Origin of the sequence: Sedimenticola selenatireducens, assembly GCF_963675335.2 — a bacterium.
GTDB classification, from domain to species: domain Bacteria; phylum Pseudomonadota; class Gammaproteobacteria; order Chromatiales; family Chromatiaceae; genus Sedimenticola; species Sedimenticola selenatireducens.
On record NZ_CAXXYC010000003.1, the window covers coordinates 1521853 to 1545525 of the forward strand.

The window sequence follows — 23673 nt, forward strand, 5'->3', positions numbered from 1 at the left end:
CACTTTGAGGAGACTTCCCCGGTTATACTCAATCCCGCTGCGATCTATACTATCAGGCAGAGCAGGCACTTCTGCGCACCTATGTCTCCACCCGCTGTTGTTCCAAAGGACCATGACTGAGATTAACTTTCACTACCGTCTGCATCTGCTGGTACTACTGGCACTGATGGCTTTCCTTGGTCCGAGCGGCGCCGATGAGAAAGAGATCACGACGTCCGTGCTCACTGGCTCGTTGCAGGAGCAGCTCACCACCGGTGAGTCGCTGCCGATACACCCCTCCCCGGACTGGTCACAATTGCGGCAGATTTATAGCAACTACGGCAACCGGTTGTTGTGGCATGATGCGGCGGGCCTGATCAGTGAGGCGGGCAGTGCATTGAAACGCTATATCATGGGCAGTGCGGAGCTCGGGTTCGACCCTGGTTTTTATCACGCCCAAAGCCTCGATGCCCGGCACCTCGACAAGATTCAGCAGATCATTCGTAACGACCTGCTGCTGACCGATGCATTTCTCCGGCTGAGCCGGCACCTCGCCCAGGGACAGCTCGATCCAGGCGAAGTGGACCCGCTGTGGAAAATACCCGTGGAACAGATAGATGCCTCACGACTGCTGGATCAGGCGGTGGTCAATTTGGACCCGGTATCTGTATTGCAAAGCCTGAACCCGCGATCCCAAAGCTATCACCAGTTGCTGCGGGCGTTGTCTGACTATCGCCGTATAGCCGACCGAGGTGGCTGGCCCGGACTTCCCGAAGCGCCCTTGATACGCCCCGGCGAGCATCACGACCTGATACCACTGCTGCGTCAACGACTCATCGCCTCGGAAGAACTTGAAACGGGCGAATCGCCCATTGATGACAGAATCTACGACCCCCGGTTGCAGCAGAGCGTCGAACGCTTTCAGCAATCGCACGGCCTCAAGCAGGATGGCATCATCGGCCCCGAGACACGCAACGCTCTGAATATTCCCATCGAACAACGCATCGCCCAGATAAAGTCAAACCTGGAGCGCTGGCGCTGGTTGCCGCAACAGCTTGGTGATCGTTACATTCTGGTCAATATCGGCGGCTATCTGGTGCAACTGGTGGAGCATGACCAGATACAGATGGAAAAGCGCACCATTATCGGCCGCCCCATGCGCAATACCCCGTCTTTCGCCACACGCGTGACTCACCTGGTACTGAACCCGACCTGGACCATACCACGACGCATAGCCGTGGAAGACCTGCTCCCGGAACAGCGCCGTGATTCTGAATACCTTTTACGCAAGAACATCCAGGTCCAACAACGGGAGGGGGACAACTGGGTGGAGCAGGATCCGGCCATGATCGAGTGGGGGCAATACAACAAATACAACTTCCCGTTTCAGTTGCGCCAAAGTCCAGGCGACGGCAACAGCCTGGGACGGATTAAATTCCACATGCCCAATCCCTATGCCATCTACCTGCACGACACCCCGGCCCAGAGACTGTTTGAACAGCCCGTCCGGGACTTCAGTTCCGGTTGTGTGCGAGTCCAGGATATCAGGGGATTCGTTCATCAGTTACTGCCCGAAGGCGATCTCGAAACAGCCTCTTCCTTCACCAGTCAGCTGGATTCCCGTGAAAGCAGTTACTTCAGACTAGCCAACCCGATAGATGTGTTTCTGGTCTATTTCACGGCCTGGGTTGACCCGGCGGGACAGATCCAGTTCCGTCCCGACATCTACGATCTCGACCGCCCACTGATCCTGAGCCTGGGGCAGTTATACCCTTCCCAGGATAAAAAGTTTGCCCATCAGGAAGCGGAAGAAACCTCCTTCCCTAATTAGCGACAACTCTTCGATCCGGCACGCCCACAGCGTGACAGGGCTCACACGGCTGGCAATGAGCGGCCTCTTCGTATAGCATCGACAAAATTTTTTCGATATAAAACAAGCAAGTCAGCCGTATGCATTGGGGAACCCGGCTTCATGATGTTTGAGCCAACAAAAAAATCAGAACTGCAGACACCCACCCTCAGTCGACGCGGATTCCTCAGTGGCTGTGCCGCAGCTGCGGCCGTTCTGGTAGTTCCCAACGCCTTCGCCAACATTGCCAAGAAACCTGAACGCGTGCTGGCGCTGCATCACCTGCATACGGGAGAACGCACCAAGGTTACCTATTGGGCCGATGGCGAGTACATTCGGGACGGACTGAAAGAGATCAATCACCTGTTGCGTGATCACCGCACCGGCGACCAGCACAAAATGGACCCGCGGCTATTCGACCTGCTGCACCAGGTACAGGCCCGTATCGGCTGCCGTGGCGAATTTCACATCATCTCAGGCTACCGCTCCCCCAAGACCAACAGAATGTTGCGCCAAAACAGCAATGGCGTTGCCAAACGCAGCCTGCACATGGATGGCAAGGCCCTCGATATCCGTCTATCCGGATGTGACATCAAACAGCTCCACCGCGCCGCCAAATCGCTGAAAGCAGGTGGTGTCGGTCTCTACACCCAGTCCAATTTCGTTCACGTGGATACCGGACGCGTAAGATACTGGTAAGCCAGTAACCCGCCGGCCTCCATCACCCCCGTGCCTAGGAGTCTGTCGGACTTAACACTAATCTACTGCGGAAGAGCCGGATTTGGCCATATTCTCCGATCTTTCTCGTTGAATAGGTTCACTATTCGCCTCGAAAGATCGGAAAATCTGTCTCAAATCGGCGTTCCCTCGCCACGATCGGTCAAGCCCGACAGACTCCTAGCTTGCCGTGCGCTTCGCCTCGAACAGTGTTCTCAACTGTTCGGTCCGTTTGGCATTGACACCCCCATCACTATAGCCAACCCGCGAACCGGAGCGGATATGGATCAGCTGTCGGGCGGTATCGATACGGACCTCCAGATCATCCACAAATCCGAAAACGACAGAGCTGAACGTGGCGGCCAGATAGCCGTCGCGCTCGGCAAGCACCGTCCCGCCCATCTCGCCGATAATACTTGTTAATAAAGGCAAAATATTCTGCTGATTGTCCGGCGGGATAGGGATCGGCGGGATGTGGTGCGCAGTATCTTCCACATACTCACTACAAACGCAGTTGGGTCTGTCGGGACATTTCGACAGCATTCCCCCGGCCAGTCCCGGAGGCTCTCCCGAGCGGGAAACCATAGCAAGGATAAAGAACAGCATAATCACAGCAACCGTTATACCGAGCACAATAATAAATGCTGCTTTCATGGGGTCGCTTCCTGTTGCATAAGGGGGAGCATCTTCCAGCTGATGATACGCCACATTGGTTCAGGATGATGTAACATCAGCAGACATGCCCTGTTTGGGTAACCGGTATCGATACTTATGGACTGGAACAACTTTATTCTTGAGAACGAAGTACCAATACGACTCGGCTTTTTCTTCGGCATACTATTGCTGGTGGCTCTCTGGGAGATCCTGACCCCGCGCCGGTTACTGAGTCAGCCCAAGATCCTGCGCTGGTCGCATAACCTGGGCCTCACCTTTCTCAACTCGCTGCTGCTGCGCCTGCTGTTTCCTGCGGCGGCGGTCGGAGTGGCGGTTTTTGCCGGACAACAGGGTTGGGGTCTGTTTAACTATTACCATCTGCCGCTGGCGCTCTCGGCAACCGTTTCGGTCATCCTGCTGGATGGCATTATCTACCTGCAGCATGTCATGGTGCACGCCATCCCCCTGCTCTGGCGGCTGCACCGGGTACACCATGCCGACCTGGATTTCGACGTCACCACGGGCGCCCGTTTCCATCCATTGGAGATCATCTTTTCCATGCTGATTAAATTCGCCGCCATCCTGTTGCTGGGCCCACCGGTGCTGGCCGTTGTAATTTTCGAGATATTGCTGAACGCCACGTCCATGTTCAATCATGGCAATCTGCGACTGCCGGTGAAAGTGGATAGGGTATTGCGACTGTTTGTTGTCACCCCGGATATGCATCGGGTACATCATTCCATTGAGGATGACGAGACCAACAGCAATTTCGGCTTCAACCTGCCCTGGTGGGACCGGCTGTTCGGCACCTACAAGGCGCAACCCGACGCGGGGCATGAAGGGATGACCATTGGTATTGACCGGTTTCGTGACCCGACCAAGGTGGAGCGGCTGCCGGGTATGTTGCTGCTGCCATTTTCCGGCCACAGCACGGGCTATACCATCAATCGGCGCAATTGGAACAAACGCCCCAAGGCGTGACGTCGAGCACCGGAGCGGGCGCCGTTATGCTCAGCCCTGCGGGTTCCTGTCCAGCCATTTACCGAGGGGTTGCGGTCGTTTCCAGAAACGGCGCAACGCGCTCCTGTCTATGCGGTATTTCTGCCCATTACAGGTGTAGAGTTGGAGCGAGTCGAGCCGCTTGTCCCTGACCGCATCGACCAGTGGTTCAATCCAGCGCTCGAATTGATTGATCTGTTCACTCCAGTCATAGGGATCGGCGCAGAGCACCGGGCGTTGCAGCCGATCGTAACAGACAAGGAGTTCTCCACCCGTCGAATCGAGCAGCACATCGACCCTGTCCGGCAGCGGCTCAACGGGTTTACCGGCGACGCTGGCCAATCCACGCAGCAGAGGGGAGTTTCCATAAAGTATCGTGAGGCTGGTCCGAGGCTGCCCAGCCAGTTGCCCCCCACCGGATAACCAGAGGCCGTTAATCGGCCCCTTCCCCGCCTGCTCGCGGCGGGCATTGAGATCCGCTGCATAAAACAGCATCTGGATCTCGTTCAGCACTCCGTGCCAGCGAATGCCCTCCTCGCCTTCCGGGAGAAACAGATCCATATTGCGGCCAAACACATCGCTCAGCTCGTAGGTCTTGAGAGCGGGCGCCGATGCCAGCGGTAGATACCAACGGTGCGGATGACCTACCTCCGCCTGCCACCCCTCTTCGGCGAAATGGCTGTTGAAGAGTTGAGCCAGTTCATTCGCTTCATCCAGCGTCAGGTCCAGGTCTTCCACGTCAAACAGCAGCAGCCGGTCCTGATCCGGACGCAGATAGACCGGCGTCAGTTGCAGCCAATATCGCTCATCGGCGGCTGCGCCGTCACCGAGGCGGCGATAGGCGGCAGTGGGCAGGTTGCGGTCATCATCAGCGGAGATGCCAAACAGGCGGAACAGCACCGATTCCAGGTCGTGCCCAGGGTGCGCCACGCGATGGGCTCGAGCCAACAGCCTTTCCAGCAGCTTAAAATCCAGCGGCGCCCCTGCCTGATTCAGCGTCGGCATCGGTCCCAGCAGACCGGGAACAAGCAGATGTAGATTTCGCCGTTCGGTCATTACCTGCTCGGAGTGTCATAGGGTGGATCAGCGATGGCACGTCCACCATTGCATCATGAGGTCCGCCGCCCGGGTAAGCTCAGCCTTCCAGCTGCTCCATGCGAATACGCATGACAGGGCCCGTTACCGACGCCAACGCCTCCATCCGGTCGATCGCCTGGTTCATCTGCCGTTCCAGCACTTCATGGGTCAACATGATGAGCGACACCTGGGTGTCCCCCTCCGCCGGCTCTTTCTGCTGAATGGCCTCAATGCTGATACCAGAGTCGGCCAGGATGCGGGTAATCTCCGCCATAACGCCCAGTTCATCCGCCACCTGCATACGCAGATAGTAGGCGGTCTCCACATCCTCCATACCGAGGATCGGCAGATCGGACAGTTCATTGGGCTGAAACGCCAGATGGGGCACCCGGTTCTCCGGGTCGGTGGTCAGGGCACGCACCACATCCACCACATCGGCCACCACCGCCGAGGCGGTAGGCTCTGCGCCGGCGCCGGCGCCGTAATAGAGTGTCGGACCGACGGCATCGCCCTTGACCAGCACGGCGTTCATCACCCCATCCACATTGGCAATCAGACGTCGCTCCGGAATCAGGGTCGGATGCACCCGCATCTCGATACCCTTTGCCGTCTTATGGGCAATACCCAGGTGCTTGATCCGATACCCCAACTCCTCGGCAAAGGCCACATCCTGCCGTTCAATCCGGGTAATCCCCTCGGTATAGGTCTTCTCAAACTGCAGCGGAATACCAAAGGCGATGGAGCTGAGAATGGTCAGCTTATGGGCGGCATCGATCCCCTCCACATCAAATGTGGGATCGGCCTCGGCATAACCCAGCGCCTGGGCCTCGGCCAGCACATCCTCGAAGTCGCGCCCCTTGTCACGCATCTCACTGAGAATGAAGTTGCCGGTGCCGTTGATAATGCCCGCCACCCATTCGATCTGGTTGGCCGCCAGTCCTTCACGAATCGCCTTGATAATGGGTATTCCGCCGGCCACGCCCGCCTCAAACGCCACGGTGACGCCCTTTGCCTGGGCGGCGGCGAATATCTCATTCCCATGCATGGCGATCAGTGCCTTGTTGGCGGTAACGACGTGCTTGCCGTTTTCGATCGCCTGCAACACCAGCTCACGGGCTGGCGAGTAGCCACCGATCAGTTCAATGACAATCTCGATCTCGGGGTTATTGACCACGGCGAAGGCGTCATCAGTCACTTCGATCTGATCCAGTCCGCTGATCGCCTCGGCGTTGTATTCACGCGCCGCCGCCTGGGTGATGCGAATTCCCCGGCCTGCCCGACGGGCAATCTCGTCCGCGTTGCGGGTCAGCACATTGACTGTGCCGCCACCGACCGTACCCAATCCCAATAAACCTACTTTGACCGCTTCCAAACTCTTTCTCCCAATTTCCTGTCCCATTCCGCGCAGCCGTTGCGCGGGAAATGTTTATTCTACCGCCAGCTTGGCGTCCTTGCGGATCATCTCGCGTATGCCGCGAATCGCCTGCCGGGTTCGGTGCTCATTTTCGATCAGTCCAAAACGCACATAGTCGTCACCATGCTGGCCGAATCCGATGCCGGGGGCCACCGCCACCTTGGCATCCTTCAGCAGCTTTTTGGAGAACTCCAACGACCCCATCGCCAGATATTGTTCCGGAATTTTGGCCCAGACGAACATGGTCGCTTTGGGCCGCTCCACCGGCCAGCCGGCGGCTTTCAGACCGTCGCACAGGACATCCCGACGTCGCTGGTACATGTCGCGGATCTCCCGCACACACTCTTGCGGGCCTTCCAGGGCATGGATCGCCGCCACCTGGATCGGCGTGAACATGCCGTAATCCAGATAGGACTTCATCCGCGCCAGGGCCGCCACCAGCGCCTTGTTACCGCACATGAAGCCAACCCGCCAGCCCGGCATATTGTAACTTTTTGACAGCGAGAAGAATTCGACGGCGATATCCTCCGCCCCCTTCACCTGCAGAATCGAGGGGGCCACGTAGCCATCGAAGGCGATATCCGCATAGGCCAGATCGTGTACCACCCAGATATTGTTCTGGCGGGCGATATCGATCACCTTTTCGAAAAAATCCAGCTCGACACACTGACCCGTCGGGTTACCTGGAAAATTGAGCACCAGCATCTTCGGCTTGGGCCAGGAATCGACGATCGCCTCTTGCAGCTTGTCGAAGAAATCCACATCCGGTACCAGGGGCACGTGGCGGATATCCGCACCGGCGATGACAAAACCGTAGGGATGTATCGGATAAGCGGGATTAGGCACCAACACCGAATCGCCCGGGCCCAGACAGGCCAGCGAGAGGTGCGCCAGGCCTTCCTTGGAGCCGATGGTGACAATGGCCTGGGTCTCTGGATCAAGATCCACATCGTAGCGCGTCTTGTACCATTTGGTGATAGCACGACGCAGCCGCGGAATACCGCGGGACATGGAGTAACGGTGGGTATCCTTGCGTTGTGCCGCTTCCACCAGTTTGTCCACGATATGCTGTGGCGTCGGCTGATCCGGATTCCCCATGCCGAAGTCAATAATGTCCTCGCCCCGCGCTCGCGCCGCGGCTTTCAAATCATTAACGATATTGAAAACATACGGCGGCAGGCGCTTGATTCTGCTGAAATCTTCCATCTCGGGCGTTGACACAGGGGACCTCTTGACTGCACTGATTCAGTGGCTGGAAAAAAGGGTTTAACGTAACCGAGCGGTTACAGCCATGTCAACGTAATAAACCGGCAGTAAAGGAGAATTTATTCTTTTTGCAGGGAGTGCCGGGGGCTGCTATCTTTGCCGGCATGAAATTCTCCGTTGCAGACCAATCAAACGGCAATACCATTCACGCCTACACGGACAACAGCGTGGTCGTGAACGGTGTCACCTTTTCCAAAAGCCTGGTGATCATGGCCGACCGTATCATCCCCGACTGGCGACCGGACTCCTTTCAGTCGCTGAGCGAGGAGGACTTTGCCGCCTTTGTCGAGCTGTGCCCCGACCTGGTGGTACTGGGCACCGGCCAGCGGCAACAATTCCCGGACCCGCGCCTGTACCGCGCGCTGATCGACGCCGGCATTGGCATTGAAATCATGACCACGCCCGCCGCCTGTCGCACCTATAACATTCTCACCTCGGAAGGTCGTAAAGTGATCGGCGCCCTGTTGTTCAATTGATGTCACTGCCACGTCCGATCCGAAGCAAATCGGCCATGCTAGCCGGCCATTCGATTTCCAACCTGGAGCACTGATGAACCCGATCCTCTTTGAAGAGCGACAGATCACCCCGTCCAAGGTGATCTGTATCGGCAGAAATTATGTCGATCATGCAAAGGAGTTGAACAACGAGGTACCCACCTCCCCGGTCATTTTCATCAAGCCCAACTCCGCTATCAGCAGTGAGTTGTATGCCGGTACGGAACAGCCCCTCCATTATGAGGGTGAGATCGCGCTGCTGATCATGGACGGCGCCATTGCCGGGGTTGGCTTTGGGCTGGACCTGACCAACCGGGAGATCCAGGGCGAACTGAAAGCCAAAGGCCTGCCCTGGGAACGCGCCAAAGCGTTCGACCGCGCCGCCGTGTTCAGTGATTTTGTGAAACTCGCGAACCCGGTCGAATCGCTGCGGCTGGAGCTGACAATAAACGACAAACTGGTCCAACAGGGCGGTTATGACCTGATGATATTCAAACCGGACCTTCTGTTGCGGGAGATCTCCCGCAGCTTCACCCTGGAGGACGGCGATATCATCATGACCGGCACCCCCAAGGGAGTGGGCGCCTTCAACCGGGGGGATCGATTCAGGGGCACTATCCTGACCGGCGATAGACCGCTGGTCACACGGGAATGGACCGCTCAGTAGGAAACCATCGGACATGTCAATTGACGAAAACACACTCTATCCGCTCAACGGCATCCGGTCGATCCTGGAAAAGCTCCCCCATGTCGAGGCGCTGGGACTCACGGCCATCGAATTGAACCGGGGCTCCTGCCTGTTCCAGGTCGAATACGCACCTCATCTGGTGGGCAACCTGGAGACCGGAGTCCTCCACGGCGGAGTCATCACCACCCTGATGGACAGCGCCGGTGGTGCCGCCGCCTTTAGCGTGGTCCCGGTCGGCGCATCAATCGCCACCCTGGATCTGCGCATCGATTATCTGAAACCGGCGGAGCCGGGAAAATCCATCCTCGGTTACGCCGAGTGTTACCGGCAGACCCGGCATGTGGCGTTCGTGAAAGGTCACGCCTATCACGACTCACCAAACGATCCGATTGCTCATTTTGTTGCCAGCTTCATGGTTGGCTCGGTAGGATTCGCACCCGATGCACAACAGTGAAACCTCATTATTTGAGAAAATCATGAAACTGAAAGCGGCCGGCGAGTTCCCCGCCATCAGTGACTTGATCCCCTACAGCGCCTTTGTCGGCTTTGAGCTGGATTCGGACGAACAGGGCCTGCTCACTATTCTGCGCGCAAAGCCCAGCAATATTGGCAATACCACCATTCCGGCAGTGCATGGTGGCGTGGTCGGGGCGATGCTGGAACACGCCGGGGTGATGCACATCATCCACGAGTGCGATATCGCCCGTTTCCCCAAGATCATCAACATCTCGGTGGATTATTTGCGTCCCTGCATCGGTAACCAGGACACCTTCGCCCGGGGTTATCTGATCAAGCAGGGACGCAGCGTCTCGAATGTGCGGGTGGAGGCGTGGCAGAGCGATCCACAGCGGCCGGTAGCCGCCGCCCATGCTCATTTCATGATGGGTTGACCCGGTCCAGGCCCCTGTGCCTGCCCTGATCGACACATAACCAATAAGGTCTGTAGGTTGGGGTGAGCTTGCGAACCCCAACAAACGGCGTTTCTGTCCAGCGCCCATGTTGGGGTTCGCTCCGGTAGTCACCAATCCGTGGTCGCTTTTGGCGATGGGCCTGGTTGTCGGTTGCGTGAGGTCGATTTGGTCACCCCAACCTACGCACTTCATTAACAGGCCGGATATATGGACGCAATCCTGTCCCTGTCATGCAGCCACGGTGCCTTGCAACGAGGGAGGAGACCATATATGGGCTAACGGCGCACAGGCACCAAGCATTCAGGGCACGGCAATATGCATTCCCACGCAGAGCGTGGGAATGAGGATAGCTACTCGCTGGTCTCCGTCGTTACTGGTTATTATGCAGGCCGATCACCACGTCGGTTGCAGAACTCTCACCCTGCTTGGCGGTGTCGTTACGGATCAGTTCCAGCTGCTCCAGATACTGCGGACTCACGTCACCGGTGACATACTGACCGTCAAATACCGCCGTGTCGAATCGCTTGACCACTGACTTGTCCTCCTTCTTGACAGCGGAGATGAGATCCTCGATATCCTGGAAGATCAGACGGTCGGCGCCGATAATCTCCTGCACTTCTTCCACGCTCCGGTTGAAGGCGACCAGTTCATTGGCCGAAGGCATATCGATGCCATACACATTGGGGTGTTTTACCGGCGGCGCGGCAGAAGCGAAGTAAACTTTCGCCGCACCCGCCTCTCTAGCCATCTGCACGATCTGCTGGGAGGTGGTGCCACGCACAATGGAGTCGTCCACCAGCAGCACCCGCTTGTCCTTGAACTCCGAATCGATGGCGTTGAGCTTCTGCCGGACCGACTTCTTGCGCACCTGCTGTCCCGGCATGATGAAGGTCCGGCCGATATAGCGATTCTTGATAAAGCCCTCGGCATACTCCACACCCAGCGCATTGGCCAGCGCCAGGGCCGCAGTTCGGCTGGTATCGGGGATCGGAATTACCACGTCGATATCGTGATCGGGCCAGACCCGCTTGATCTTGCCGGCCAGCTTGGTACCCATGCGCGAGCGTGCCTTGTGGACGAAGATGTTGTCGATAATGGAATCGGGACGGGCGAAGTAGACAAACTCGAAGATGCAGGGGGTATGCTCGGTGGGAGCCGCGCAGACACAGCTATGCAGCTTGCCACTCATGTCGATGAAAATCGCCTCGCCTGGAGCCAGATCCCGCACTCGTTCGAAATCCTGCGAATCCAGCGCCACACTCTCGGAGGCGATCATATATTCGGTGCCCTGATCGGTCTCCCGCTTGCCAAAAACGATAGGACGTATGCCGTGGGGATCACGGAAGGCGACCATGCCGTAACCGATGATCATGGCGACAGCGGCATAACCACCCCGGGAACGCCGGTGCACCGCCGCAACCGCCTTGAAAACGTCTTTTTCATCGATTCGCAGTTTACCCAGACTGTGCAGTTCATGGGCGAACACGTTCAGTAGCACTTCGGAATCAGACGAGGTGTTGATGTGGCGCAGATCCTCCCGGTAGAGGTCACCCTTCAGTTCGTCGGCATTGGTCAGATTGCCGTTGTGCGCCAGGGTGATACCGTAGGGTGAGTTGACGTAAAAAGGTTGTGCCTCTGCAGATGAAGAACTGCCGGCAGTGGGATAGCGTACATGGCCGATACCGATGTTTCCCTTGAGGTTGATCATGTGTTCGGTCCTGAACACATCCCGCGCCAGGCCGTTGTCCTTGCGCAGATGGAGTTTCCTGCCATCCATGGTAACGATTCCCGCTGCATCCTGTCCGCGATGCTGTAAAACCAGCAGCGCCTCGTAGATCGCCTGATTTACCGGGCTGTAACCAAAGATTCCGACAATACCGCACATGATCTGTCTACCCTTGAGAGTCTTCTCAATCGTTAATCAAGATTTAAATAAATTTAAACTTTTCGCCGATATCCGCAGGCAGCAACTGTTTCAGCCAGACGGCAAGCTCCTGGAAATATCCGATCAATTGTGACTCCTTCCACCAGGGATCGTTTGGAAAGGGTGTTAACCCTGCCAAAAGTACCAGTATTGCTACCAGTATAGCTCCCCGTGCTGCTCCAAACAGAATACCGATCAGCCGGTCCGTTCCGCTCAGTCCGGTCTTGTCGACCAGTTGACCTACCAGAAAGTTAACCAGCGCACCCAACATCAGGGTCGCTATGAAGAGAATAAGAAACGCGGCGCCAAGCCGGACCGAGGGGACGGTGAACCAGTCCAGTTGCAGGGCGAGATTACGGAAAAAGGTCCAGGCGACCCAGAAGGCGAGCACCCAGACTGCCAGAGACAGCGCTTCACGCACGAAGCCACGGATCAGGCTGATGATTGCCGATAGGCCGATAATGCCGAGAATGACGAAATCAATCCAGATCATTCAGAACATCACCTGGCTGCTGGGTCTAGACCTTAAATTCATAGAGGAATTTTTGTCTTGGAAAACGCGCGATTTTATCAGAGGCTCATGAGTAGCAGAAGCAATTAATGCCATTCAAACCAATGTAATTCTCTTCAAATCAAGGGTAGGATTTAACAGCGCCCTTTAAATTCAATGGTTTAAGATCTTTATTCAGACTATCAAGCATTTTGTCAGCCAGCTTACGGTCAACCTCGGGACCGACCTTGACCCGGTAGAGCGTCTTGCCATCCACATCCGCCTGCTCCATGAAGGCGGCATATTTCATCTCACGAATCTGCTGCACCAGTTTCTCCGCGTTTTCCCGGTTGGAGAAGCTGCCGACCTGAATCACCCAGGCGGTCAGTCCCTCACGCGGCGCCACTGCCGGGGGCTTCGTCTCCGTCTGTTCGGCTGCATCAGATGGTGTAGAGGATGGTGCGGGTGGCTCCGGTTTTTCAACCACCACGGGTGCCGGAGGTGGTGGTGGCGGTGGCGCTTTCAGCGGCACGATCTCCGGGCGGTGCGAAATCGGCGGAATGGAGAGTTTTTCATCTTCAGCAGGGATCACGCGGGAGGAAAAATCACGTTCGGGTTTGGGTGGGATATTGGTTTTTTGAATGCCGGTTTCAACCATCGGCTCATCTTCCAGCAGCATGGGAACGAATATCACTACCAGAGACACCAGCACCGTCGCTCCCACTAGGCGTTTTTTCAATTTTTCATCCACGTCGCATACCCTTCGCCGATTCCGAGGTCGGCTCCATTATAGGGATGGATACAACCACCGTTCCAGTCCCCTGCGGAGAATTGTCCAACTGCACCCGATGGTTGCTGCGTATCATACCAGTTTCACCACATCTCCCACCGCATAGAATGAGCCGAATACCACGATCCGGTCACCCTCACCGGCAGCGCTAGTGGCCGCTGAAAAGGCGGCAGTGACATCGTCAAAGCAGCGCCGCTGCCCTGCCTCTATCGCCTGCGCCTGCAACGCCTGCTCCAATTGCGACAGACTGGCCGCCCGTACCGCATCGATCGGGAACAGATACCACTCATCGATACGCGAAGACATGATCTTCACCACCTGTTCAATCTCCTTGTCTGCCAGCATGGAGAAGACGGCGATGGTGCGGCCATGACAAAACATATCCCCCAGATTATCCGATAGCGCCTGGGCCGCCTGGGCATTATGGGCCACATCCAGAATCACCTGGGGATCACGCCCGACCACCTGAAAACGACCGGAAAGCTGTGCCTCCTGCAATCCGAAGCGCACTGCCCGCTGGTCCAGCGGCAGTTCATTACGCAACAGTTCCAACGCCATCAGTGCCGCTGCGGCGTTCTGCAACTGAAATTCTCCACGCATGTTGGGCAGCGGCAGTGAATGACGCGGATGGGTCGCATGCAGCCAGTCCCAGCCCTGGTCCTGACGGCGCCACTGGTAATCCTGACCCGCCAGCAGCAGATGGGCGCCCACCTTTTCCGCCCTCTCCCGGATCGAATCCGGTATGTCGTTGCCGGCGAAAACTACCGGTCGACCCGGCCGCATGATACCGGCCTTCTCCCGTCCGATCTGTTCCCGGGTCTGGCCCAGCCAGTCCGTGTGATCAATGTCCACAGTGGTGATCAGGGCGACATCGGGATCAATGATATTGACCGCATCCAGCCGTCCGCCCAGCCCCACTTCAAGCACCACCACGTCCAACCCCGCTGAGGCAAACAGATCCAGCGCCGCCAGGGTGCCAAACTCGAAATAGGTCAACAGGCTGTCTCCACGCGCCTGATCAACACGCTCAAACGCCTCACAGAGCTGACGATCGGGTACCGGCTCACCATCGATCAGAATTCGTTCGTTATACCGCACCAGGTGGGGCGAGGTGTAGCAACCCACCCGATAGCTGGCCGAACGCAACATGGCCTCCAGAAAGGCGACGCAGGAACCCTTGCCGTTGGTTCCCGCTACCGTGATCACCTGGCATGCCAGTGGGTCGGCGTGCAGCCTGCGCCAGACCGCGCTTACCCGCTCCAGCCCCAGTTCAATCTGTTTAGGGTGCAGGGTACTCTGCCAGTCCAGCCAGTCTTCGAGATGTTCAAATCGCATGGAGATTATTATCGTAAGTGTACATTTGATCGGCGGAGTCGGAGTCAAACCCAAACTGTCCAGCAGCCCGCAGGTTGGGGTGAGCCTGCGAACCCCAACTGTGTTGCATGCGTGTGCGCCAGAATGTTGGGGTTCGTTCCTCACCCCAACCTACGGTCCTTTTCTACTCTTCCGTTCTGGAAACCACCTCGACGGTTTCAGTCTTGGCAACGGGTTTCGGCTGATGGGTCAGGATACTCAACAGATCCGCCAGCTTGTCGCGCATTTCACGCCGGTCAATAATCATGTCCAGGGTGCCGTGCTCCAGCAGAAACTCGCTGCGCTGGAACCCCTCCGGTAGGGTCTCGCGCACGGTCTGCTCGATCACCCGGGGACCGGCAAACCCGATCAGGGCGTTCGGCTCGGCCACATTCAGATCCCCGAGCATGGCAAAACTGGCAGAGACACCGCCGGTGGTCGGATCGGTCAATACCGAGATGTAGGGAATTCCCTGTTCGCGCATCTTATGCAGTGCGGCACTGGTCTTGGCCATCTGCATCAGGGAGTAGAGTGACTCCTGCATGCGGGCGCCACCGCTGGCCGAGAAACAGATGAAAGGAATGCGCCGCTCCAGCGCCACATTCACTCCCTGGACAAACTTTTCCCCCACCACCGAGCCCATGGAACCACCCATGAAGCTGAATTCGAAGGCCGCCGAGACTACATTCAGGCCCTTCAGGGTACCCTGCATGACAATCAGCGCATCTTTCTCTCCCGAGGCCTTCTGCGCCTGGGTAATCCGGTCCTTGTACTTCTTGCTGTCCTTGAACTTCAGCGGATCGGTTGGCGACAGTTCCGCGGCAATCTCCTGCCCGGAATCCATATCAAGAAATGCCGCCAGACGCTTGCGCGCGCCGATCCGGTTGTGATGGCTGCATTTGGGACAGACATCAAGATTTCGCTCCATCTCGGCGCGATAGAGGACGGCCCCACAGCCGGGGCACTTGGCCCAAAGCCCCTCTGGAACGGCCCGTTTGCTGCCGCCTTCCGTACGGATACGGCTCGGCATCAATTTTTCAAACCAACTCATGGTTAAATCCCGTTTATACTCTTTAAACCCGTCCAACCGATGCCCATGTCAATACCCACCCGGCATCGTACCTAAATCAGATCAATTGCATGCCGCATGGAGGAGAGGATCATGGCAACAGCCGGGGCAATCTCTTCCGGCGTTTCTCGCAACTCCTCGATCCGCTTTACCAGCACACTGCCGACAATGACCGCATCCGCCACCTGAGCCACCGCCTGCGCTGTCTTGGCATCCTTGATACCAAAACCGACACCGACCGGCAGTCGGGTATGCTTGCGGATCTCGGCAGTCTTGGCGGCCACGTCGCCAATCGCCAGATGCCCGGCACCGGTGATACCTTTTACCGACACATAATAAACAAAACCGCTGGCTGTATCACAGATGCGCTGCATGCGATCTTCCGTGGTGGTCGGGGCCATCAGGAAAATCGGATCGATATCCCGCGGCCGCAGTGATGACAACAGATCATCCGCCTCTTCCGGTGGCAGATCCACCGTCAGAACACCATCCACGCCGGCCTCATGCGCGGCCAGGGCAAACACCTCATAACCCATCACTTCAATGGGATTGAGATAGCCCATCAACACCACCGGGGTGCTCGTATCCCGCTCGCGGAATTTATGCACCATGGCCAGCACATCCCGCAGGCTTATGCCGTGCTCCAGGGCGCGCTCGCTGGCGCGCTGGATCACCGGTCCGTCCGCCATCGGATCGGAGAACGGTACTCCCAGTTCGATAATATCGGCACCCGCCTCGACCATCGCATGCATCAGCGGTACCGTGACAGCGGGACCCGGGTCACCGGCGGTAACAAAGGGAATCAGCGCGACCCGTCCCCGCTCTTCCAGTTGCTTGTAACGATCACTGATTCTGCTCATATTTTCAGTCCATCCAGTGCTGCCACGGTATGCATATCCTTATCACCACGACCAGAGAGATTGACCAGCACGGTCTGTTTTTCGTCCATATCACGGGCCAGTTTCAGCGCATAGGCGATGGCATGGCTCGACTCCAGCGCCGGGATAATGCCCTCCACCCGGGTCAGGGTATGGAATGCCGCCAACGCCTCCTTGTCGGTGGCGGCCACGTACTTGGCGCGACCGACATCCTTGAGCCAGGCGTGCTCGGGACCGACCCCGGGGTAGTCCAGCCCGGCAGAAATGGAGTGGGTTTCGATAATCTGGCCGTTCGGATCTTCCATCAGATAGGTTCGGTTGCCATGCAGCACCCCGGGTGTACCGGCACAGAGAGGTGCCGCGTGACGACCCGAATCGAGTCCGTCACCGGCGGCTTCAACGCCGTAGATCGCCACCGAAGAGTCATTCAGAAAAGGGTAGAACAGTCCGATAGCGTTGGACCCGCCACCGACACAGGCGACCAGTGCATCCGGCAACCCGCCGGTCTGCTGCTGCATCTGCTCCTTGGCTTCACGGCCGATCACCGCCTGGAAGTCCCGGACCATGGCCGGGTAAGGATGGGGGCCAGCGACCGTACCAATGATATAGAAGGTATTGTCAATATTGGTCACCCAGTCGCGCATCGCCTCATTCAGAGCATCCTTGAGGGTCCTGGAACCGGATGACACCGATTCAACGCGGGCACCCAGCAATTTCATGCGATAGACATTGGCCTCCTGGCGGGCGATATCCACCTCACCCATGTAGACCACGCACTCCAGTCCCAACCTGGCCGCGACCGTGGCAGTCGCCACTCCATGCTGACCGGCACCGGTCTCGGCAATGATACGGGACTTGCCCATCCGCTTGGCCAGCAGCGCCTGACCAATGGTATTGTTCACCTTGTGCGCACCGGTATGATTCAGGTCTTCCCGCTTCAGGTAGATCTGGGCACCGCCGTTCTCGCGGCTGAGCCGTTGTGCGTGGTAGACCGGCGAAGGCCGTCCCACGTAGTTCGCCAGATCGGCATCCAGTTCAGCCAGGAAAGCGGCGTCCTGCATATACTTTTCATAGGCGTCACGCAGCTCTTCCAGCGGCTCCATGAGTGTTTCTGAGACAAACAGTCCGCCATAGGGGCCAAAGTGACCACGGCTGTCCGGCATACGGGTAAAATCAATCGTTTTTTCGGTTGGCACGCTCTACTCCTCGCATGAATGCCCTGATTTTCTCTTCATCCTTGATACCTTTCTCTTGTTCGACGCCGCCACTCACGTCAACGGCATAGGGACAGACCTGCTGAATGGCGGCCGCAACATTCTGCGGGGTCAGTCCGCCCGCCAGAATGATCCGGCCACGCATGGTGTCTGGAATACGCCCCCAGTCGAAGGTAGCACCAGTACCACCGGGGCTACCCGGTTGATAGCTGTCCAGCAGCAGACCCAGCGCCGACTGATAGCGCCTGTCCAGCTCGGGCAGATCCACATCCGGTCGCATCCGCACGGCCTTGATATAAGGACGCCCATGCCCTTCACATGCATCAGGTGGCTCATCACCATGAAACTGCAGCAGGTCCAGCGGAACGGTTTTCAGTACCGCCGCCACTTCATCGGCCGTGGCGTTCACAAACAGCCCGACCGTGCTGACAAAGGGTGGTATATCCTGGATGATCTGCGCCGCCCGGGACGCCGTTATTGCACGCGGGCTGGGTGGATAGAACACCAGACCAATGGCGTCCGCCCCCGCCCTGACAGCCGCGATGGCATCTTCTGGACGTGTAATACCGCAAATTTTAACCCGGGTTCTCATAGAACGAATAACGATACAGGATAGTGCCTGATTGAGAAAGATTTTACCCGCCATCCGGGCCACAAATCGATTCAAATAGAATGTAACCGCAAGGAACGCTGAAAACGGGTCGTTGACTCATATTGCAGGTAACCGAAAAGCATCTCCATCACGTCTCCGCAGTCTGATCCACAACCAGACCATACTCGGCGGGATATCCCACATGAACCAGATAAAGCCCCTCCGGCGGAGCAGTGACACCACCGAGGGTGCGATCCCTGAATTCCAGCACATCCCGGCTCCACCTCACCGGCTGTTCACCCTTGCCGATACTGATCAACACACCGGCGATATTGCGCACCATGTGATGCAGAAAGGCATTAGCCGTCACCTCGATCACCACCCGATCTTCCTGCCGACTCACGACCAGCCGGCTGACCGTCCTGACCGGACTCTTGGCCTGACAGCCGACCGCCCGATAGGAGGAGAAATCATGGGTGCCGATCAGATGATCGGCCGCCGCCTGCATGCGTTCCGCATCCAGGGACTGGTGAATCCAGACCGCGCGATTGCGCCAGATAGCCGACCGGGTAGACCGGTTCAGGATGACATAGCGATAGCTGCGACTGGTGGCAGAAAAGCGCGCATGGAACGATTCCGGCACTTCACGGACCCAGTTGACATTCACGTCCTCCGGCAGGTTGACATTGGTCCCCAGCAACCAGCCCCGCATGGCGCGTATCGAGGGGGTATCAAAGTGGACCACCTGCCCTTCACCATGCACGCCGGTATCGGTTCTACCCGCACAATGAGTGCGTACCGGATGGGCCGCCACCTTGCCCAGCGCCGCTTCCAGCATCTGCTGAACCGTACGCACGCCGGATTTTTGCAATTGCCACCCATGAAATGAGGAGCCGTCGTACTCAATACCCATGGCCAAACGCATTCAGTTTCTGCTCCCTGGATGCCTGGTTGTATTTGGAGGATTCATTCGGAACGGTATGTTACTCGAAATGATCAAGATCGACCGAATCTGTTTGTCGCGTTGGCGCGTGTAACGGGTGAATACCACGGCACGCCGCGCGGCCACGCTTGATATCTCAAAAGGCGCCCCACGGGCGCCATTGACCGTGGCGGCGGCGCAGCCCGCGCTATGGGGCCAAACTACTTCGCAGACATACGCATGCTGAATACCGAAATCAAAACGCGGAAGGCGCACCGAAGTGCGCCTTCCGTTTCCTGCCGAGAATGGCAATCAGGATAACTGATCCAGCAGCTTCCGCGCCTCCGCCTGCTGCCCGTCATTACCCTCTTTCACTACCTCGTCGAGAATACTTTTGGCACCGTCGGCGTCCTCCATATCGACATAGGCACGGGCCAGATCCAGCTTGGTGTTGATTTCATCAGTGAGATCACCGCCTTCCTCGATCTGCCCATCACTGTCGTCCTCCTGGTCCAGGTCATCCAGGGAGAACGACTCGTCCAGCTCAAGCGGGGCATCCGCGTCGTCCTGATCCAGCTCCAGTGAGTCGAAAATCTGTGAATCACCCTCCTCGAGCGCGAGTGAATCACTGAAATCCAGCACTGCATCCCCCAACTGTTCGGCCTCGGATTCGGCATCCAGTTTCAGATCATCCATTTCAGCACTTTCCAGGGGATCTTCGATCGAGAAGGCGCTATCCTCTTCCAGTAATCCCTCGGTATCCAGCTCGCTCAGGGTCAGATCGGCATCCGTATCATCATCATTCACCAGCCCGCTCTCAGTTACCATACTGATATCGGTATCGGCATCGAGCGTCAGACTATCGCCCTCCTCAAGAGAGAGCATTTCCTCATCCGCCTCCGGTGCAGACTGCTGTTCCGAGCCTTCCGGCTCAAATCCCAGATCCGTGCTGATTTCGTCCAGATTGGCCTTGAGCAGTTCACTGTCCAGGCTGAAATCATCCAGATCGTCCAGTTCTGAAAACTCCGAGGTCTTATCCAGATCCAGCGCACTGACAGACTCCAACTCTTCAGTGGCATCCTGGTCTATCAGGTCAACCGTGGTCGACACCTCATCCAGGTCAAGCCCGTTATCCAGCCCGAGTTCATTTTCCAGGGAAGTGAGCTCGTCATCATCCAGCTCGGACTGACCGGCCTGTTCGCCACCAGCAAACAGTGCGTGGCCGGCGGCCAGTTGGGCTCCCATGGTCACGATCTTGCCCCAGGCTATCGGGTCTTTTCGATCCAGACCTTCGGCCGCCGCGCTTTCGGCCAGCGCGACAAAGGCATCTTTGTCTTTGGTGGCATAGAGAATCTCAAGCAGCTTATGCTTCAGTTCCGGCCGCTCCGGGAACTTCTCTATCGCCTGGCGAATCAGCTCTTCCGCCTGCTGGTAACGTCCGTAGGCGATGTAGACATCCGCCTCCGCCAACGGGTCGACTTCACCGGTTTCATCCTGCAGGGCGTCGATATCGCTGGGCGAAAAATCACTCAGGAACGAGGTTTCCTCGGTTGGATGCGACGCCGGTTCCTGGCTGATCTCATCCATTACCTGCTCGGAATCACCCTCATCGATGGTGCTGATAAGGATACTCTCCTGGAAGTCCGCGCTGCTGGAACGACGCCGACTGACAGCCACCCAGAGCAGCGCCAGCAACACCACGATACCGGCCACCGCCACACCAAGCATGGTGGTGTCACCGGTAATCATGTCCAGCAACCCCTCATCCTTGGCAGGTGCCGGCTGGGGCGTCGGTTTTGCATCCTCTTCCGGTGCTGGTTCAACTGCGGTTTCCGCTGGCTGTGCAGCCATTTCGGTCTTGGGTGCCTCCTCCATTACAGGCGAGGACTCCTCTTCGGTTACAACAGGCTCGGCTGCAACGGGGGGCTCCTCTGGTGCACCCGCATCGACAGCCGCCTCTTCCATCACCGCCGGTACATCTGCCTCTGCTGTCTCACCCTCGGCGGGCAGCGCGATCTCCTGCTCCGGCTCAGCCATCACCGGCGAGCCCTCTCCCTCTGCCGCGCCCTCTGCGCCTTCGGCCATCACCGGAGTTTCTTCCGCAGCCTCGGGAGTTCCCGCGACGCCAGCCTGCAACCGGGACAACTGTTCGCTCTTCAGGCTCAGCAGGCGCTGCAGGTCTTCAAGCTGGGACTCCAGGTCGTCCACGCGGGACCGCACATTCTCTGCTTCCTGCAGCGCTGCCTCTTTCGCTTCTTCCGATGCGATCAGATCCTGTTTCAGCTGTTCGAGTGCGGCGCCCTGACTGGCACCTTCACTGGGACCCGCCTCACCTTCACCAGAGGGCCGCGCAGAAGCAATCTTCAGCTCCACTACGGGCTCGGGCGTGACCTCCACCGGACTTTCCGTGGCCATCGGTTGGTCGGCGTCAGCCGTGTCTGCAGGCATTTCGGTCGGCTTACTGTCCGCCTGCCAATCCTGCAGTTGCTCGCGGTAGGCTATCGACGCTTCCCGACGACTCAGCTCCTGTACCTCATCGGCCTTCGGGACGCGGAGAATCTGCCCCACCTTGAGATTATTGATATTCTGGTTAATGAATGCCTGCGGATTGGCCCGCTGCAGGGCAATCATCATCTGCTCCATGCTGGCGCCGCTGGTCCGCACCTGCTTGGCAATACCCCACAGCGTATCATTACGCTGGGTCGGCCCATATTCACTGACCGACGGACTACCCGCCCAGGCCACATCCGAAGGGGCTACTGCTGAACCGCCGGGGGATGCCGGCGTCCGGGTAGCCGGAGCAGCCATCTGGCGGCTCGGTGCCCGTTGCATCGGCGCCTGCTGTACCGGTGCCGGCCGTCGATCCAGGGTGACCGGCGGGTCCAGCAGCACGGTGTATTCACGCAACAGCTTGCCTTTCGGCCAGTTCACCTCTATGAGGAAATTGAGAAAAGGTTCGCGGATTGGGTCACGACTGGAAACCCGGATAACCGTTTTACCATCGGCTGTCTCTTCCGCGTTAAAACGGAGCTTGCTGAGAATGAAGGGACGCTCGATTCCGGAGCGACGAAAGGCGTCGGGACTGGCCAGCGTCACCTTGATATCCGCGATCTCATCCTGATCAACCGAGAGCAGATCGATCTCCGCGTCAAAATACTGGTTCAATGCAGAATTAAGGTGGATATTCCCCAACCCTACCGCAAAAGTGCTGAACGGCGATATCCCCAATACCAAGGCCACAGCCAAGGATAATTTACGAACCATGTCTCCCCCTTCGATACCCACTTTCCTTAATTTCCAGACAGGAAAATCCGGCAAATACCCACAACATAGAATGGACTTAATAATTGTTGCCTAACTATAGCTTACAAATAGTCTTTTTCCAAAATCTCAGCAATCTGAATAGTGTTAAGTGCCGCACCCTTTCTCACATTATCGGACACAATCCACAAATTGAGCCCTCGAGGATGGGAAATATCCTCCCTGATACGCCCGACAAAGGTGCCATCCTGCCCGGCAGATTCGGTCACCGGCGTGGGATATCCGCCATCATCACACTCATCCACCAGTTCAATGCCTGGAGAATTCAACAACAAATCCCTCGCCTGTTTCGCGCTGATCTTCTCCCGGGTTTCAATATGCACCGCCTCGGAGTGACCAAAAAACACCGGTACCCGCACCGCTGTCGGATTGACCTGGATTGACTCATCACCGAGTATCTTCCGGGTCTCCCATACCATCTTCATCTCTTCCCGGGTATAGCCGTTCTCCATAAAGCGATCAATCTGCGGCAGTACGTTGAAGGCTATCTGTTTGGGAAAAACATGCGGCTTGATGGACTGGCCATTGAGCAGACGGGCAGTCTGCCCGGCCAGCTCTTCGATCGCCTTGTGCCCTGCACCGGAAACTGACTGGTAGGTGCAGACATTGATACGCTCTATACCCACCGCCCTATGGAGCGGGTTCAAGGCTACCAGCAACTGGATGGTAGAGCAGTTGGGGTTGGCGATGATACCACGTTGCCGATAATCGGCAATCCGCTCCGGATTGACTTCCGGTACCACCAGCGGAATCTCGTCATCATAGCGAAACTGTGAGGTATTATCGATACAGATACAGCCGGCATCCACCGCTTTCGGAACATATTCGGCAGAAACGGCCGCGCCGGCCGAGAACAGTGCGACCTGTACCTGGGAAAAATCGAACTCGGCCAGATCCTTTACCACCAGGTGTTTCTCCCCGAACGGGACCCGCTTGCCCGCAGAGCGCTGACTCGCCAGCACGTGGATCTTTCCAGCCGGGAATTTTCGCTCTTCGAGTATCGAAAGCATCGCCTCGCCAACGACGCCAGTGACACCCACTATCGCGATATCCACTTTCTTGTCCGTCATTT

General features: G+C 57.4%; 22 protein-coding genes. 7 read left to right on the plus strand and 15 right to left on the minus strand.

What is annotated here, in order from left to right; all coding sequences use genetic code 11:
* The first annotated feature begins 112 nt into the window (after positions 1-112).
* Both ACHZBF_RS10730 and ACHZBF_RS10735 read left to right on the plus strand, forming a co-directional pair.
* Positions 113-1810, plus strand: coding sequence for a L,D-transpeptidase family protein (locus ACHZBF_RS10730; protein ID WP_273437313.1), 1698 nt, complete (start codon positions 113-115; stop codon positions 1808-1810).
* Positions 1811-1951: 141 nt separating this feature from the next.
* Positions 1952-2527: a peptidoglycan L,D-endopeptidase MepK gene (locus tag ACHZBF_RS10735; RefSeq protein ID WP_029132642.1), complete on the plus strand. Its 576-nt coding sequence runs from the start codon at positions 1952-1954 to the stop codon at positions 2525-2527.
* Between the two features lie 198 nt (positions 2528-2725).
* Here ACHZBF_RS10735 and ACHZBF_RS10740 read toward each other — a convergent pair whose 3' ends face one another.
* Entirely contained in the window at positions 2726-3199 is a 474-nt protein-coding gene (locus ACHZBF_RS10740) for a DUF1499 domain-containing protein (protein ID WP_029132641.1), read from the minus strand.
* A 117-nt stretch (positions 3200-3316) separates the two neighbouring features.
* Between ACHZBF_RS10740 and ACHZBF_RS10745 the strand changes: the two genes are divergently transcribed.
* The gene (locus tag ACHZBF_RS10745; protein WP_029132640.1) at positions 3317-4180 is read left to right on the plus strand and encodes a sterol desaturase family protein; all 864 of its coding nucleotides are present in this window, start codon (positions 3317-3319) and stop codon (positions 4178-4180) included.
* A 30-nt stretch (positions 4181-4210) separates the two neighbouring features.
* Here the strand turns inward: ACHZBF_RS10745 and ACHZBF_RS10750 are convergent, their stop codons facing one another.
* From ACHZBF_RS10750 to alaC, 3 genes are all read right to left on the minus strand, one after another.
* The gene (locus ACHZBF_RS10750) at positions 4211-5254 is read right to left on the minus strand and encodes a hypothetical protein (RefSeq protein ID WP_321528406.1); all 1044 of its coding nucleotides are present in this window, start codon (positions 5252-5254) and stop codon (positions 4211-4213) included.
* A 79-nt stretch (positions 5255-5333) separates the two neighbouring features.
* Positions 5334-6647, minus strand: coding sequence for a homoserine dehydrogenase (locus ACHZBF_RS10755; RefSeq protein ID WP_029132639.1), 1314 nt, complete (start codon positions 6645-6647; stop codon positions 5334-5336).
* A 54-nt stretch (positions 6648-6701) separates the two neighbouring features.
* Positions 6702-7895, minus strand: a complete 1194-nt coding sequence (gene alaC / locus ACHZBF_RS10760) for an alanine transaminase (RefSeq protein ID WP_029132638.1) — start codon at positions 7893-7895, stop codon at positions 6702-6704.
* A gap of 137 nt (positions 7896-8032) precedes the next feature.
* On the opposite strand from alaC, the gene ACHZBF_RS10765 reads away from it, so the two are divergent.
* From ACHZBF_RS10765 to ACHZBF_RS10780, 4 genes are all read left to right on the plus strand, one after another.
* The gene (locus tag ACHZBF_RS10765; RefSeq protein WP_273437488.1) at positions 8033-8431 is read left to right on the plus strand and encodes an Mth938-like domain-containing protein; all 399 of its coding nucleotides are present in this window, start codon (positions 8033-8035) and stop codon (positions 8429-8431) included.
* A gap of 73 nt (positions 8432-8504) precedes the next feature.
* Positions 8505-9116 carry a fumarylacetoacetate hydrolase family protein gene (locus ACHZBF_RS10770; protein ID WP_029132636.1) on the plus strand — a complete coding sequence of 204 codons (612 nt, stop codon included), beginning with the start codon at positions 8505-8507 and terminating at the stop codon, positions 9114-9116.
* A 13-nt stretch (positions 9117-9129) separates the two neighbouring features.
* The gene (locus ACHZBF_RS10775) at positions 9130-9591 is read left to right on the plus strand and encodes a PaaI family thioesterase (protein WP_273437304.1); all 462 of its coding nucleotides are present in this window, start codon (positions 9130-9132) and stop codon (positions 9589-9591) included.
* A gap of 22 nt (positions 9592-9613) precedes the next feature.
* Positions 9614-10027 (plus strand): PaaI family thioesterase, encoded by a 414-nt coding sequence (locus tag ACHZBF_RS10780; protein ID WP_169720370.1) that lies wholly within the window; start codon positions 9614-9616, stop codon positions 10025-10027.
* Between the two features lie 391 nt (positions 10028-10418).
* Here the strand turns inward: ACHZBF_RS10780 and purF are convergent, their stop codons facing one another.
* The 11 genes from purF to ACHZBF_RS10835 form a co-directional block, all read right to left on the minus strand.
* A complete protein-coding gene (gene purF / locus ACHZBF_RS10785; protein WP_029132634.1) occupies positions 10419-11933 on the minus strand; it encodes an amidophosphoribosyltransferase in 1515 nt (504 codons plus the stop codon).
* A gap of 43 nt (positions 11934-11976) precedes the next feature.
* Entirely contained in the window at positions 11977-12465 is a 489-nt protein-coding gene (locus ACHZBF_RS10790; RefSeq protein ID WP_029132633.1) for a CvpA family protein, read from the minus strand.
* A gap of 139 nt (positions 12466-12604) precedes the next feature.
* On the minus strand, positions 12605-13201 hold the full coding sequence (locus ACHZBF_RS10795; protein ID WP_321528407.1) for an SPOR domain-containing protein: 597 nt from the start codon (positions 13199-13201) through the stop codon (positions 12605-12607).
* A 123-nt stretch (positions 13202-13324) separates the two neighbouring features.
* Entirely contained in the window at positions 13325-14587 is a 1263-nt protein-coding gene (gene folC / locus ACHZBF_RS10800) for a bifunctional tetrahydrofolate synthase/dihydrofolate synthase (RefSeq protein WP_273437297.1), read from the minus strand.
* 163 nt (positions 14588-14750) lie between these two features.
* Entirely contained in the window at positions 14751-15656 is a 906-nt protein-coding gene (gene accD, locus ACHZBF_RS10805) for an acetyl-CoA carboxylase, carboxyltransferase subunit beta (RefSeq protein ID WP_321528408.1), read from the minus strand.
* Positions 15657-15727: 71 nt separating this feature from the next.
* On the minus strand, positions 15728-16534 hold the full coding sequence (gene trpA / locus ACHZBF_RS10810) for a tryptophan synthase subunit alpha (RefSeq protein ID WP_321528409.1): 807 nt from the start codon (positions 16532-16534) through the stop codon (positions 15728-15730).
* Positions 16531-17715, minus strand: coding sequence for a tryptophan synthase subunit beta (gene trpB / locus ACHZBF_RS10815; protein ID WP_084609858.1), 1185 nt, complete (start codon positions 17713-17715; stop codon positions 16531-16533). The genes trpA and trpB overlap by 4 nt, the downstream gene beginning before the upstream one ends.
* A 10-nt stretch (positions 17716-17725) precedes the next feature.
* Positions 17726-18358: a phosphoribosylanthranilate isomerase gene (locus ACHZBF_RS10820; RefSeq protein ID WP_321528410.1), complete on the minus strand. Its 633-nt coding sequence runs from the start codon at positions 18356-18358 to the stop codon at positions 17726-17728.
* Positions 18359-18506: 148 nt separating this feature from the next.
* Positions 18507-19283 (minus strand): tRNA pseudouridine(38-40) synthase TruA, encoded by a 777-nt coding sequence (gene truA, locus ACHZBF_RS10825; protein ID WP_029132627.1) that lies wholly within the window; start codon positions 19281-19283, stop codon positions 18507-18509.
* Between the two features lie 309 nt (positions 19284-19592).
* Positions 19593-22544, minus strand: coding sequence for a FimV/HubP family polar landmark protein (locus tag ACHZBF_RS10830; RefSeq protein ID WP_321528411.1), 2952 nt, complete (start codon positions 22542-22544; stop codon positions 19593-19595).
* A gap of 101 nt (positions 22545-22645) precedes the next feature.
* A complete protein-coding gene (locus tag ACHZBF_RS10835; RefSeq protein ID WP_029132625.1) occupies positions 22646-23671 on the minus strand; it encodes an aspartate-semialdehyde dehydrogenase in 1026 nt (341 codons plus the stop codon).
* Positions 23672-23673 lie beyond the last annotated feature (2 nt).

What these genes read in the sequence shown, in the direction of transcription:
- ACHZBF_RS10730 (WP_273437313.1), top strand. Translation starts at nt 113, where the DNA reads ATGACTGAGATTAACTTTCACTACCGTCTGCATCTGCTGGTACTACTG.
- ACHZBF_RS10735 (WP_029132642.1), top strand. Translation starts at nt 1,952, where the DNA reads ATGATGTTTGAGCCAACAAAAAAATCAGAACTGCAGACACCCACCCTC.
- ACHZBF_RS10740 (WP_029132641.1), bottom strand. Translation starts at nt 3,199, where the DNA reads ATGAAAGCAGCATTTATTATTGTGCTCGGTATAACGGTTGCTGTGATT.
- ACHZBF_RS10745 (WP_029132640.1), top strand. Translation starts at nt 3,317, where the DNA reads ATGGACTGGAACAACTTTATTCTTGAGAACGAAGTACCAATACGACTC.
- ACHZBF_RS10750 (WP_321528406.1), bottom strand. Translation starts at nt 5,254, where the DNA reads ATGACCGAACGGCGAAATCTACATCTGCTTGTTCCCGGTCTGCTGGGA.
- alaC (WP_029132638.1), bottom strand. Translation starts at nt 7,895, where the DNA reads ATGGAAGATTTCAGCAGAATCAAGCGCCTGCCGCCGTATGTTTTCAAT.
- ACHZBF_RS10770 (WP_029132636.1), top strand. Translation starts at nt 8,505, where the DNA reads ATGAACCCGATCCTCTTTGAAGAGCGACAGATCACCCCGTCCAAGGTG.
- ACHZBF_RS10775 (WP_273437304.1), top strand. Translation starts at nt 9,130, where the DNA reads ATGTCAATTGACGAAAACACACTCTATCCGCTCAACGGCATCCGGTCG.
- ACHZBF_RS10780 (WP_169720370.1), top strand. Translation starts at nt 9,614, where the DNA reads ATGAAACTGAAAGCGGCCGGCGAGTTCCCCGCCATCAGTGACTTGATC.
- purF (WP_029132634.1), bottom strand. Translation starts at nt 11,933, where the DNA reads ATGTGCGGTATTGTCGGAATCTTTGGTTACAGCCCGGTAAATCAGGCG.
- ACHZBF_RS10790 (WP_029132633.1), bottom strand. Translation starts at nt 12,465, where the DNA reads ATGATCTGGATTGATTTCGTCATTCTCGGCATTATCGGCCTATCGGCA.
- folC (WP_273437297.1), bottom strand. Translation starts at nt 14,587, where the DNA reads ATGCGATTTGAACATCTCGAAGACTGGCTGGACTGGCAGAGTACCCTG.
- accD (WP_321528408.1), bottom strand. Translation starts at nt 15,656, where the DNA reads ATGAGTTGGTTTGAAAAATTGATGCCGAGCCGTATCCGTACGGAAGGC.
- trpA (WP_321528409.1), bottom strand. Translation starts at nt 16,534, where the DNA reads ATGAGCAGAATCAGTGATCGTTACAAGCAACTGGAAGAGCGGGGACGG.
- trpB (WP_084609858.1), bottom strand. Translation starts at nt 17,715, where the DNA reads ATGCCGGACAGCCGTGGTCACTTTGGCCCCTATGGCGGACTGTTTGTC.
- ACHZBF_RS10820 (WP_321528410.1), bottom strand. Translation starts at nt 18,358, where the DNA reads ATGAGAACCCGGGTTAAAATTTGCGGTATTACACGTCCAGAAGATGCC.
- truA (WP_029132627.1), bottom strand. Translation starts at nt 19,283, where the DNA reads ATGCGTTTGGCCATGGGTATTGAGTACGACGGCTCCTCATTTCATGGG.
- ACHZBF_RS10830 (WP_321528411.1), bottom strand. Translation starts at nt 22,544, where the DNA reads ATGGTTCGTAAATTATCCTTGGCTGTGGCCTTGGTATTGGGGATATCG.
- ACHZBF_RS10835 (WP_029132625.1), bottom strand. Translation starts at nt 23,671, where the DNA reads ATGACGGACAAGAAAGTGGATATCGCGATAGTGGGTGTCACTGGCGTC.